The following is an 11,696-nucleotide window of genomic DNA, read 5'->3' as shown; positions in this document are numbered from 1 at the left end:
ACTGACTGATCACTGAGGGGGAGCATGTCGACACCACCCGACGACGCGACGGCGCCGAATGGCAACGCCTCGAGCGAGTCCCCACGCAGTCCGTCGCGACGTGAGTTCCTCCGCGTCGGCGGTGCGGCGGCGGCCGGAGTCGTCGTCGGGGGCGGCGCGGGCGCGGCCGTCGGCGTGGCCCTCGCCGGAGGATCGCCGAGTGCGACCGCTCCTTCGCCCTCCGCGGCGGCCAGCGGCGGTGATTCGCCGATCGAGCACCTCGTGGTGCTGATGGGAGAGAACCGGTCGTTCGACAACCTGCTCGGCCGGTTGTACTCGACGGCATCGTTGCCTCCGGGCGCGCGATTCGAGGGCCTCGAATTCGGCGACTACGCGAACGTCGCGGCCGACGGCAGCTCGATTCCCGCCCACGTCTACTCGGGCGCCACCGACCGGATCATGGAGCGACCCGATCCCGATCCGGGCGAAGAGTATCCGCACGTGAACACGCAGTTGTTCAACACCATCGACCCGCCGCACAACGAGGGTCGCGAACCCCCGCACATGACCGCGCCGTACAACGCGCCGCACGACGACTCGAAGCCCGACATGTCGGGCTTCGTACGCGACTACGAATCGAAGCTCGCCGCACTCCGGCGCGGGCACGCGCCCGACCCAGATGACGTGCGCCAGATCATGGGCGGATTCGACTCCAGCATGCTGCCGGTGCTGTCGACGCTGGCACGCGAGTTCGCCGTGTTCGACCATTGGCACTGCGCCGTGCCATCGCAGACGTTCTGCAATCGATCGTTCTTCCACGCCTCGACCTCGCACGGCTTCGTCACGAACGTGCTGAACGGCGGCTACCGCAAGTGGCTCGACGCCCCTGCAGCACCCACGGTCTTCAATCGTCTCGAGAAGCAGGGGCTGAGCTGGCGCATCTACTTCGACCAGCGCCAGCTCATCTCGTTCACCGGGTTCCTGCACGCGCCGGTGCTCGAGAAGTACTGGCGCACCGAGCACTTCGCGACCATGGAGGACTTCGAGCGAGACGCTGCAGACGGCACGCTGCCCGCCTACGCGTTCATCGAACCGCGGATGGTCTACGACCACAACGACTTCCACCCGCCGTTCGGCAAGTTCCGTGAGAGCGACCTCGACGACGAACCGGTCATCGACAGCGCGGTCTCCGACGTCAGGGCGGGTGACGCGCTGGTCAGCCGGGTCTACCAGGCCGTGCGAGGCGGGGCGTCGGAGTCGGGCTCCAACGCCCTGAACACCATGCTCCTCATCACCTTCGACGAGCACGGCGGCACCTACGACCACGTGCCCCCGCCATCGGCAACGCCTCCCGACGATGCCGGCGCCGGCGAGATGGGCTTCACCTTCGACCGTCTCGGCGTTCGCGTGCCCGCCATCGCGGTCTCGGCCTACACCCGGTCCGGAACCGTCATCAACGACGAGTTCCACCACGCCGCCGTCATCGCGACGCTGTCGAAGAAGTACGGCTTCGACGAACTGACCGATCGCGACACGGGCGCCCGAGACCTGACGGCAGCACTCAACCTCGCGGCGCCGCGGCATCCGTCGACCTGGCCGTCGCCGACCCCGCAGTACGTGCCGCCGAACGACGAGGAACGCCCGCCGAACGCGGCCGATCGCTCTTCGGCACGGCCGTTGAGCCCGCCGGCCCAGGGGCTGCTGGGCCTGCTGATCGCGAAGTACGGAAAGCCGGGCGAGGCGCAGCCCGAGACCTACGCCGACGCGTACGAGCTGCTGCAGAAGTACGGCGACGGGCTGTTCGGCGCGCCCCGATAGAATCGATGCATCCCCATCCCGAGACGACGGAGCAGCATGTCCGAAATCACTGCGGAGCAGGTCGCGCATCTCGCGAACCTCGCCCGCATCGCGCTCACCGATGAAGAGATCGAGCACCTCACCACGGAGCTCGGCCAGATCATGCACGCGGTCGAGCAGGTGAGCGAGGTCGCCACGCCCGACGTGCCGCCGACGAGCCACCCGATCCCGATGCAGAACGTGTTCCGCGACGACGTCGTGGGCACCACGGTGCTCACCGCCGACGAGGCGCTCGCGGGCGCCCCCGAGTCCGACGACTCGCGATTCAAGGTCTCGGCGATCCTGGGAGAAGAGCAGTGAGCGACGAACTGATCCGCCTGTCCGCAGCCGCACTCGGCGAGAAGCTCGCCGCCGGCGAGGTCTCCTCGGTCGAGGCGACCCGTGCCCACCTCGACCGCATCGCTGCCGTCGACGGCGCCGTGCACGCCTTCCTCCACGTCGAGGGCGAACGCGCCATCGAGACGGCCGCCGAGATCGACCGCCAGCGTGCTGCAGGCGCGCCCCTCGGCCCGCTCGCGGGTGTGCCGATCGCGATCAAAGACGTGCTGGTCACGAAGGGCATGCCCTCGACCTCCGGCTCGCGCATCCTCGAGGGCTGGATCCCCCCGTACGACGCGACGCCGGTCACGAAGGTGCGCGAAGCCGGCATGATCCCGCTCGGCAAGACGAACATGGACGAATTCGCCATGGGCTCGTCGACCGAGCACTCGGCCTACGGTCCGACCCACAACCCGTGGGACCTCGACCGCATCCCGGGCGGCTCAGGCGGCGGCTCCGCGGCATCCGTCGCCGCGTTCGAAGCCCCGCTGGCGCTCGGTTCCGACACCGGCGGCTCGATCCGCCAGCCGGCGCACGTCACGGGCACGGTCGGCGTCAAGCCGACCTACGGCGCCGTCAGCCGCTACGGCTCGATCGCCCTGGCCTCCTCGCTCGACCAGATCGGCCCCGTCACGCGCAACGTGCTCGATGCCGCACTGCTCCACGACGTGATCGCCGGGCACGACCCGCTCGACTCCACGTCGATCCCCGAGGCGTGGCCGTCGATGGCCGAGGCCGTGCGCCGAGCGGATGTCTCGGGCCTCCGCATCGGTGTCATCAAGGAGCTCGACGGCGAGGGCTTCCAGGCCGGCGTGCGCCAGCGCTTCCACGAGTCGCTCGAACTGCTCGAGAAGCAGGGCGCCGAGATCGTCGAGGTCTCCGCACCTCACTTCGAGTACGCGATCGCCGCGTACTACCTGATCCTCCCGGCCGAGGCGTCGTCGAACCTCGCGAAGTTCGACTCCGTGCGCTTCGGCCTCCGGGTCACACCCGAGGGCGGCGGCACGGTCGAGCAGGTCATGTCGGCGACGCGCGAGGCAGGCTTCGGCCCCGAGGTGAAGCGACGCATCATCCTCGGCACCTACGCGCTCTCGGCGGGCTACTACGACGCCTACTACGGCTCCGCGCAGAAGGTGCGCACGCTCGTGCAGCGCGACTTCGACGCGGCGTTCGCGAACGTCGACGTGCTCGCCTCGCCGACCGCGCCGACGACCGCGTTCAAGTTCGGCGAGAAGCTCGCCGACCCCGTGTCGATGTACCTCAACGACATCGCCACGATTCCCGCGAACCTCGCTGGCGTGCCCGGCATCTCGCTGCCCTCGGGTCTCGCTCCCGAAGACGGCCTGCCCGTCGGCATCCAGTTCCTGGCACCGGCCCGTGAAGACGCACGTCTCTACAACGTCGGCGCGGCGCTCGAGCAGCTGCTCGAAGAGCGTTGGGGCGGCCCGCTGCTCGCCCAGGCACCCGATCTCTCCACTCACGAGCTCACCGCGACCGAGGAAGGCGCACTCTGATGGCCCGCGCTGAACTGATGGACTTCGACAAGGCGCTCGAGCTCTTCGAGCCGGTCATCGGCCTCGAGGTGCACGTCGAGCTGAACACCACGACGAAGATGTTCTCGTCGGCCCCGAACCCCGCGAACTCGCAGTTCCACGGTGCCGAGCCGAACACGCTCATCACGCCCGTGTGCCTCGGCTTGCCGGGTTCGCTGCCCGTCGTCAACGGTGAGGCCGTGAAGTACTCGATCAGCCTCGGCCTCGCGCTCGGCTGCGATATCGCGCCGTCGAGCCGGTTCGCGCGCAAGAACTACTTCTACCCCGACCTCGCGAAGAACTACCAGATCTCGCAGTACGACGAACCGATCGCGTTCGACGGCGAGGTCGAGGTCGAGCTCGAGAACGGCCGTGTCTTCACGGTGCCGATCGAGCGCGCGCACATGGAAGAAGACGCAGGCAAGCTCACGCACGTGGGCGGTTCGACGGGCCGCATCCAGGGTGCCGAGTACTCGCTCGTCGACTACAACCGCGCCGGCGTTCCGCTCGTCGAGATCGTCACGCGTCCGATCTTCGGCGGCGAGGCCGACACTCCCGCCCTCGCGAAGGCGTACGTCGCGACGATCCGCGACATCGTGCTCTCGCTCGGCATCTCCGAGGCGCGCATGGAACGCGGCAACCTCCGCTGCGACGCGAACGTGTCGCTGCGCCCCCGCGGCCAGGAGAAGCTCGGCACGCGCACCGAGACGAAGAACGTCAACTCGATGCGGTCGGTCGAGCGCGCCGTGCGCTACGAGATCCAGCGTCAGGCGGCGATCCTCGCCGGCGGCGGCACGATCATCCAAGAGACGCGTCACTGGCACGAGGACACGGGTGCGACGAGCGCCGGCCGTCCGAAGTCCGACGCCGACGACTACCGCTACTTCCCCGAGCCCGACCTGCTGCCGGTCGTGCCCTCGAAGGAGCTCGTCGACGAGCTGCGCGCTGCACTGCCCGAGCCTCCGGCCGCACGTCGTCGCCGGCTCAAGTCCGAGTGGGGCTTCACCGACCTCGAGTTCCAGGATGTCGCGAACTCCGGCCTCCTCATCGAGCTCGAGGCGACGGTGAAGGCCGGTGCGACGCCCGCCGCCGCCCGCAAGTGGTGGACCGGTGAGATCGCCCGCCTCGCGAACGCCGCAGACGTCGACGCGTCGGGCCTCGTCGCTCCCGAACACGTCGCCGAGCTCGCGCAGCTCGTCGACGCCGGCACGCTCACCGACCGTCTGGCCCGCCAGGTGCTCGAGGGCGTCATCGCCGGCGAGGGTTCGCCGCAGCAGGTGGTCGATGCCCGTGGTCTCGCGGTCGTCTCCGACGACGGCGCACTGATCGCCGCGATCGACGAGGCGCTCGCCTCGCAGCCCGACGTGCTCGCGAAGATCCGCGACGGCAAGGTGCAGGCCGCGGGCGCCGTCATCGGCGCGGTCATGAAGGCGATGCAGGGCAAGGCCGATGCCGCGCGCGTGCGCGAGCTCGTGCTCGAGCGCGCCGCGCAGACCGCGTAACGCACGCAAGCGCACGAGAGCCGAGCGGAGGCATCCGCTCGGCTCTCAGCATGTTCGATGCTCGCGGCCGTACAGTGGTCGTCCCCTGAACGATTGACGAGGACAACATGGGATTCCTTGACCGTCTCTTCGGAGCAGTTCCCGCCGAACCGCAGCGCCCTCAGGCACAGCCCGCCCGCAGGCTGAGTGACGACGAACTCGCGGTCGAGCGCTACCGCTACCTGCTGCGCACGGCCCCGCCCGAGTCGGTCGAGGCGGTGCACGCAGAGGCGTTCGCGAAGCTCACGCCCCAGCAGCGTCAGGCCCTCTTCGCCTCGCTCAGCGCCGACGCGCCGGCCGGTGAACGACTCGTCTCCGATGAGCCGAGCGCCCTGGCCCGGGCAGCGACCCGCGCCGAGCTCCGCGCACCCGGCAGCGTCGAGCGCGCCTTCACTCGAGCGGATGCCTCGGGCGGCCGCCCCCAGCAGGGCGGCCCGTCGTTCGGCGGCATGTTCGCGGGCTCGCTGCTCGGCTCCGTCGCGGGTGTGGTCGTCGGCTCGGCGATCGCGCAGGCGTTCCTGCCCGACCCGTCGGCGTTCGAGGCCGGCGCCGATGGCGGTGCCGGTGATGCCGGTGCCGATGGCGGCGACGCTGCGGCGTCCGACGGCTACGACGCGTCGGGTGCCGACTCGGGCGGCGATTTCGGTGGCTTCGGCGACTTCGGCGGTGGCGATTTCGGTGGGGGCGGCGACTTCGGCTTCTGAGCACGCCCGGCCTTCGACGGCGGAGCCTGCGATGACGGCGGCAGCGGATAGGGTCGCATCATGAGCAAGCAGGACGGCTCGTCGCGCCAAGTGACCACCGGTCCGGTCGACGACTCGGCGACACCCATCCTGCACGTCGACATGGACGCGTTCTTCGTCTCCGTCGAACTGCTGAAGCGGCCCGAGCTGCGCGGCAAGCCCGTGCTGGTCGGCGGCACCGCCGGACGCGGTGTCGTGTCGGCGGCGAGCTACGAGGCCCGCAAGTACGGCGTCAACTCCGCCATGCCGATGTCTCTGGCCCTCCAGCGCTGCCCGAACGCGATCGTGCTGAGCGGCGACTACGCGAGCTACTCCGAGTACTCGCGGCGGGTCATGACGATCTTCGAAGAGGTCACGCCGCTCGTCGAGAAGCTCTCGATCGACGAGGCGTTCCTCGACGTGTCCGGCGCACGGCGGCTTCATGGCAGCCCCGCCCAGATCGCGTGGGGCCTGCGTCGACGCGTGCACGACGAGACCGGCCTCACCTGCTCGGTCGGCGTCGCGGCGACGAAGTTCGTCGCGAAGGTCGCCTCGAGCCGCGCGAAACCCGATGGCATGCTCGTCGTCCCGGCCGACCGCACGCTCGAGTTCCTGCACCCGTTGCCCGTCTCGGCACTCTGGGGGGTCGGCAAGGTCACCGAGGAGTCGCTCACCCGCATCGGGCTCCGTACCGTGGGCGACGTCGCCGCCATGCCCGCAGACGCGCTCGCACGGGCGCTGGGGCCAGCGCTTGCTGCGAAACTCGGCCACCTGTCGATGGGGGTCGACGCCCGCGACGTCGTCACCGGGCGTGAGGAGAAGAGCATCGGGCACGAGGTCACGTTCGGGTACGACCTCACCGACCTCGAACAGTTGCGACGCGAGCTGCTGCGTCTCTCCGACGACGTCGCGGTGCGGCTCCGTCGGGCCGGCGTCGTCGGGCGCACGGTCGTGCTGAAGCTGCGCTACGGCGACTTCCGCACCGTCACCCGGTCGCGCACGCTGGGGGAGCCGACCGACGTCGCGAGGCGCATCTACGACGAGGCATCCGCTGCGCTCGGCGAGCTCGCGGGCGACGGAGCCCGCATCCGTCTCATCGGCGTGCGCGCCGAGCAGCTCCGGCCCTCGGGCAGCGGCGCGATGCTGTGGGACCCCGACGAGGAGTGGCGCGAGGCCGAACGCACGATCGACGAGGTGACGGCGCGGTTCGGCCGTGGAGCGGTGCGGCCGGCCTCGCTCGTGAAGCGTGCGGCAGATCGGGTCGAATCGTCGCGTCGCACAGATCCTGACGGCGGCGACGTTCGCTGAACCGGTACCGGCGAATCTCGCAAGGGCTGGTTCGAGAGCAGGCGCGCCGGTAGCGTTGACTCATGGCTGAACTCGTTCTGGACCTCGCTGAGACCGTCGCCGGCGTCGGCGTGAAGACCTCGTACGGCGACCCCGTCGACATCGACGGCACCACGCTCGTGCCGGTGGCGCTCGGGTACTACGGTTTCGGCGCCGGCAGCGGCTCCGACGATGCGGGCGATCAGGCAGGGGGCGGCGGAGGCGGCGGCCTCTCCATTCCGCTCGGCGCATACGTCGGCCGCTCGGGCGACGTGCGCTTCGAACCGAACCTCATCGGGCTGCTGCTGGTCGCCACTCCGCTCGTCTGGGTCACGGGCAAGGCGCTCAAAATGGTGATCCGCGCGCTCAAGCGCTGACCTCGACGTCGGCGCGGCGCAGGCTGTTGCCGTCGACCACGCTGCCCGCGCCATCGGCGTATACTCGTGCTCGAACACGGGAGTCCGGTGAGCCGGGCTGAGAGGAAGGTTCTCAACCTTCGACCGTCGAACCTGATCTGGGTCATGCCAGCGCAGGGAGGCCAATCACATCTCAATTTCCCGTGCCTCTTTCCACGAATCGAAAGGGCACGACAGTGCACACTGCAGCATCAGAAACCAGCAGCCCCTCCACGCCCCGCAAGTCGCGCGACCTGCGCTGGCGAGTCGTCGACATCGTCGTCGCCAGCGTCATCGGCGTCGCGACCGGGCTCCTCTTCCTCTTCTGGAACAACGTCGGCTACGCGTGGTTCAGCGCCGCCGACGCGCTCACGCCGGGGCTCGGCGGCATCGCCGTCGGCATCTGGCTCATCGGCGGCGTGCTCGGCGGGCTCATCATCCGCAAGCCGGGTGCAGCGCTCTTCGTCGAACTGCTCGCCGCGATCGTCTCGGCCCTCGTCGGCAACCAGTGGGGCATCGAGACCATCTACTCCGGCGTGATGCAGGGCCTCGGCGCCGAGCTGGTGTTCGCGATCTTCGCCTACCGCCGCTTCGGCCTGGTGCCCGCGATGCTCGCGGGTGCCGCTGCCGGCGCCGCGGCGTGGACGCTCGAGCTCTTCACCTCGGGCAACCTCGCGAAATCGGCCGAGTTCCTCGGACTCTATTTCACGACCGTCGTCATCTCGGGTGCTGTGCTCGCCGGGCTGCTCGGCTGGCTCATCGTGCGCGGTCTCGCAGCGACGGGAGCACTCAGCCGATTCGCCGCCGGTCAAGACGTGGCACAGCGGGTCTGACGTGGGGCGTGATTCCGGTGTCACCCGGCCCGCGCGCGTGGAGGCGCGCGGGTGGGGGTGGCGGCACGCCGGGCGCAAGCGAGCCGCACTCGACGGCATCGACCTCGTCATCTCGCCGGGGGAGCGGGTGTTGCTGCTCGGCCCGTCGGGGTCGGGCAAGTCGACCCTCCTGCACGCACTCGCCGGGGTCCACGGCGGGGCCGAAGAGGGCGACGAGACCGGATCGCTGCTCATCGACGGTGCATGGCCCGGTTCCGTGCGCGGGCGGGCGAGTCTCGTGCTGCAGGATCCCGACTCGCAGGTGATCCTCGCGAAGGTCGGCGACGATGTGGCGTTCGGGTGCGAGAACCTCGGCGTTCCGCGTGACGAGATCTGGCCGCGCGTGCGGCGGGCGCTCGACGAGGTCGGTCTCGACCTGCCGCTCGATCACCCCACCAACGCGCTCTCCGGTGGCCAGAAGCAGCGGCTCGCGCTCGCGGGCGCCCTCGCGATGGGACCAGGGCTCCTGCTGCTCGACGAGCCGACGGCGAACCTCGATCCCGTCGGGGTCGGCGAGGTACGGCACGCGGTCGCTCGCACGCTCGATCGCACCGGCGCGACGTTCGTGGTCGTGGAGCATCGCGTCGACGTCTGGATCGACCTCGTCACCCGCGTGGTCGTGCTCGGCCGCGACGGACGCCTGATCGCCGACGGCGAGCCGCAGCATGTGCTCGCGACGCAGCGCGACGCGTTGCTCGCCGCAGGCGTCTGGGTGCCGGGGGTGCCGCCGGCGGTGTCGGCCGCGCGGCCCGCGCCCGCGGCATCCGTCGTCGATCTGGAGGGCATCGATCTCGCGATCGGTCGTCGAAGCGACGCCGTCGTGCGCAGCGGTCTCGCGCTCGCAGTGCCGCACGCCGCCTCGACGGTGCTCACCGGGCCGAACGGTGCGGGCAAGTCGACGCTGGCCCTCACCATGGGCGGGCTGCTCGCGCCGCTCGGCGGTCGTGTGCGCGCCTCGCACGAGCTCGCCGCCGGACTCAAGACGGATCCGATCCGGTGGCGGTCGCGCGAGCTGCTCACGCGCATCGGCACCGTCTTCCAGGAGCCCGAGCACCAGTTCGTCGCGTCGACCGTGCAGCGCGAACTCGAGGTCGCGCCGCGTGCGCTCGGACTCGACGCCGCGACGACGGCTCGGCGCACTCGCGAGGTGCTCGAACGCCTCGGACTCGACCGGCTCGCTGCGGCCAACCCGTTCACCCTGTCCGGCGGTGAGCAGCGTCGCCTCACGGTCGGGTGCGCGCTCGTCGCGCAGCCGGGTGTCGTCATCCTCGACGAGCCGACGTTCGGACAGGACCGACTCACGTGGATCGAACTCGTGACCCTGCTTCGCGGCCTCGTCGACGACGGCACGACGCTGTTGTCGGTCAGCCACGATGCGGCCTACCTCGACGCGCTCGGCGACCAGCACCTCGACCTCGGCAGCGACGCATTGCGCCTGGGGGCGGCAGCATGAGCCCGACCCCGCGACTGCATCTCGTCGACCGCGTGAACCCCGTGAGCCGGCTCGCCGCCGCGATGCTGCTCACGACCCCGCTGCTGCTCACGGTCGACTGGGTGAGCGCCGCGGTCGCCCTCGTGGTGCAGCTCGTGCTCTTCGCGATGGCGGGGGTGACCCTGAAGCTGCTCGTCTCGCGGGCATGGCCGATCCTCATCGCGGCGCCGATCGCCGGCCTCAGCATGCTGCTCTACGGGCGTCCAGAAGGCACCGAGTACTGGTCGTTCTGGCTCGCCCGCATCACCGACGGATCGATCGAGCTCGCCGTCGCCGTCACGGTGCGCGTGCTCGCGATCGGGTTGCCCGCGGTGCTGCTCTTCATGAACGTCGACCCGACCGAGCTCGCCGACGGGCTCGCGCAGATCGCCAAGCTCCCGAGCCGGTTCGTGCTCGGTGCGCTGGCGGGCGCACGACTCGTCGGCCTCTTCATGGAGGACTGGCGGGCGATGGCGCTGTCGCGTCGTGCGCGCGGCATCGGCGATCACGGCGTGACCCGCCGGTTCGCGACCATGGCGTTCGCGCTGCTCGTGCTCGCCATCCGGCGCGGCAGCAAGCTCGCGACCGCGATGGAGGCTCGCGGGTTCGGCTCCGACCACCCGCGCACCTGGGCGCGCGAGTCCCGAGTCGGCTGGCCGGATGCCGCCCTGCTCTGCATCGCCGCCGGCATCGCGGTGCTCGCGATCGGCTGTGCCGTCTGGGCTGGCACCTACCACGCGGTTTGGGCGTGAGCGTGAGCGAGCCGGGCGCTGCGGCCGTGAGCACGCCCGCGGCATCCGCGGTGCGACTCGTGCTCGATCGCTGCCGTGCCGCGGGCGCGCAGGTCGTGGCGATCGACGGGCCGAGCGGCTCGGGCAAGAGCACCCTCGCCGATGCGCTCGTGCGCGCGTGGCCTGGCCCAGCCCCCGAGCTCGTGCGCCTCGACGACGTCTATCCGGGATGGAACGGCCTCGAGCCCGCCGGCGCTGCGCTCGCGCACGAACTCGTCGCCCGCCATGCGCGCGGCGCAGTCGGGCAGTGGCGCCGATGGGACTGGGCGGGTGACCGAGTCGCATCGGTCGAACGGAGCAGGCCGGGTCGCGTGCTCATCGTCGAAGGCTGCGGTGCCTTCGCAGCGGCCGCCCCCATCGAGGCCGTCACGGTCTGGGTCGAGGCGTCGCCGCGCGTGCGCAAGCGACGGGCGCTCGAGCGCGACGCCGGGGCGTTCGATCCGTACTGGGACCTGTGGGAGCGCCAGTGGCGACGCTACGTCGCGCGAACCGCACCGGCACGCCGCGCCGACGTTCGCGTGCGTGTCGCCGACGCCTGAGGGGTCGTGATCGGCGACACGACGCGGGGCCGGGCGTGTGACCTGCCGCTGCAGCACCCCGAGGGCTACGGTAGTGACATGAGCACAGACACAGGCGCCCAGTACGTCGCGGAGTTCCTCGACGGCCCGCTCGAGGGGGAGTTCGAGCACCGGATCCTCGTGGGCGGCAAGACCGAGCAGCGTGTCGGCATGGTCGCCGCCGTCGACGGTCTCGAGTCCTTGTTCTGGTACGACGCGGTCGACGAGCGCGAGGTCAACGGCCAGGTGCGGGTGCAGTTCCGGTTCGACGCCGACGATTCCGATCCGGTCGAATCCGACGACGAGAACGACTGAGCGCGCGCTCTTCCCGTCGA

General features: G+C 70.5%; 12 protein-coding genes and 1 riboswitch. All 12 genes read left to right on the top strand.

What is annotated here, in order from left to right:
• The first annotated feature begins 24 nt into the window (after positions 1-24).
• On the top strand, positions 25-1,797 hold the full coding sequence (locus ACFCVM_RS02910; RefSeq protein ID WP_375833624.1) for an alkaline phosphatase family protein: 1,773 nt from the start codon (positions 25-27) through the stop codon (positions 1,795-1,797).
• A gap of 36 nt (positions 1,798-1,833) precedes the next feature.
• Positions 1,834-2,136: an Asp-tRNA(Asn)/Glu-tRNA(Gln) amidotransferase subunit GatC gene (gene gatC / locus ACFCVM_RS02905; RefSeq protein ID WP_056009497.1), complete on the top strand. Its 303-nt coding sequence runs from the start codon at positions 1,834-1,836 to the stop codon at positions 2,134-2,136.
• The gene (gene gatA, locus ACFCVM_RS02900; protein ID WP_375833622.1) at positions 2,133-3,668 is read left to right on the top strand and encodes an Asp-tRNA(Asn)/Glu-tRNA(Gln) amidotransferase subunit GatA; all 1,536 of its coding nucleotides are present in this window, start codon (positions 2,133-2,135) and stop codon (positions 3,666-3,668) included. Before gatC ends, gatA begins: the two co-directional genes overlap by 4 nt.
• Positions 3,668-5,188 carry an Asp-tRNA(Asn)/Glu-tRNA(Gln) amidotransferase subunit GatB gene (gene gatB / locus ACFCVM_RS02895; RefSeq protein WP_375833619.1) on the top strand — a complete coding sequence of 507 codons (1,521 nt, stop codon included), beginning with the start codon at positions 3,668-3,670 and terminating at the stop codon, positions 5,186-5,188. Before gatA ends, gatB begins: the two co-directional genes overlap by 1 nt.
• Positions 5,189-5,295: 107 nt before the next feature.
• Positions 5,296-5,931: a hypothetical protein gene (locus ACFCVM_RS02890; RefSeq protein ID WP_375833616.1), complete on the top strand. Its 636-nt coding sequence runs from the start codon at positions 5,296-5,298 to the stop codon at positions 5,929-5,931.
• A 60-nt stretch (positions 5,932-5,991) separates the two neighbouring features.
• The gene (locus ACFCVM_RS02885; protein WP_375833613.1) at positions 5,992-7,257 is read left to right on the top strand and encodes a DNA polymerase IV; all 1,266 of its coding nucleotides are present in this window, start codon (positions 5,992-5,994) and stop codon (positions 7,255-7,257) included.
• A gap of 62 nt (positions 7,258-7,319) precedes the next feature.
• A complete protein-coding gene (locus ACFCVM_RS02880; RefSeq protein WP_375833610.1) occupies positions 7,320-7,652 on the top strand; it encodes a hypothetical protein in 333 nt (110 codons plus the stop codon).
• A gap of 66 nt (positions 7,653-7,718) precedes the next feature.
• Positions 7,719-7,828: riboswitch (TPP riboswitch) on the top strand.
• A gap of 39 nt (positions 7,829-7,867) precedes the next feature.
• A complete protein-coding gene (locus tag ACFCVM_RS02875; RefSeq protein ID WP_375833608.1) occupies positions 7,868-8,503 on the top strand; it encodes an ECF transporter S component in 636 nt (211 codons plus the stop codon).
• 1 nt (position 8,504) lies between these two features.
• Positions 8,505-9,995: an ABC transporter ATP-binding protein gene (locus ACFCVM_RS02870; protein ID WP_375833605.1), complete on the top strand. Its 1,491-nt coding sequence runs from the start codon at positions 8,505-8,507 to the stop codon at positions 9,993-9,995.
• The gene (locus ACFCVM_RS02865) at positions 9,992-10,765 is read left to right on the top strand and encodes an energy-coupling factor transporter transmembrane component T family protein (protein WP_375833603.1); all 774 of its coding nucleotides are present in this window, start codon (positions 9,992-9,994) and stop codon (positions 10,763-10,765) included. Before ACFCVM_RS02870 ends, ACFCVM_RS02865 begins: the two co-directional genes overlap by 4 nt.
• Positions 10,762-11,343, top strand: coding sequence for an AAA family ATPase (locus tag ACFCVM_RS02860; protein WP_375833600.1), 582 nt, complete (start codon positions 10,762-10,764; stop codon positions 11,341-11,343). The genes ACFCVM_RS02865 and ACFCVM_RS02860 overlap by 4 nt, the downstream gene beginning before the upstream one ends.
• A gap of 78 nt (positions 11,344-11,421) precedes the next feature.
• A complete protein-coding gene (locus tag ACFCVM_RS02855; RefSeq protein WP_375833598.1) occupies positions 11,422-11,676 on the top strand; it encodes a hypothetical protein in 255 nt (84 codons plus the stop codon).
• The last annotated feature ends 20 nt before the right edge of the window (positions 11,677-11,696 follow it).

Source organism: Agromyces sp. NPDC056389 (genome assembly GCF_042262385.1).
GTDB lineage: Bacteria > Actinomycetota > Actinomycetes > Actinomycetales > Microbacteriaceae > Agromyces.
The sequence above is the reverse complement of the archived record's forward strand: the minus strand, read 5'-3'. Positions and strand labels throughout refer to the sequence as shown.

What these genes read in the sequence shown, in the direction of transcription:
- gatC (WP_056009497.1), top strand. Translation starts at nt 1,834, where the DNA reads ATGTCCGAAATCACTGCGGAGCAGGTCGCGCATCTCGCGAACCTCGCC.
- ACFCVM_RS02890 (WP_375833616.1), top strand. Translation starts at nt 5,296, where the DNA reads ATGGGATTCCTTGACCGTCTCTTCGGAGCAGTTCCCGCCGAACCGCAG.
- ACFCVM_RS02910 (WP_375833624.1), top strand. Translation starts at nt 25, where the DNA reads ATGTCGACACCACCCGACGACGCGACGGCGCCGAATGGCAACGCCTCG.
- ACFCVM_RS02865 (WP_375833603.1), top strand. Translation starts at nt 9,992, where the DNA reads ATGAGCCCGACCCCGCGACTGCATCTCGTCGACCGCGTGAACCCCGTG.
- ACFCVM_RS02855 (WP_375833598.1), top strand. Translation starts at nt 11,422, where the DNA reads ATGAGCACAGACACAGGCGCCCAGTACGTCGCGGAGTTCCTCGACGGC.
- gatB (WP_375833619.1), top strand. Translation starts at nt 3,668, where the DNA reads ATGGCCCGCGCTGAACTGATGGACTTCGACAAGGCGCTCGAGCTCTTC.
- ACFCVM_RS02885 (WP_375833613.1), top strand. Translation starts at nt 5,992, where the DNA reads ATGAGCAAGCAGGACGGCTCGTCGCGCCAAGTGACCACCGGTCCGGTC.
- ACFCVM_RS02880 (WP_375833610.1), top strand. Translation starts at nt 7,320, where the DNA reads ATGGCTGAACTCGTTCTGGACCTCGCTGAGACCGTCGCCGGCGTCGGC.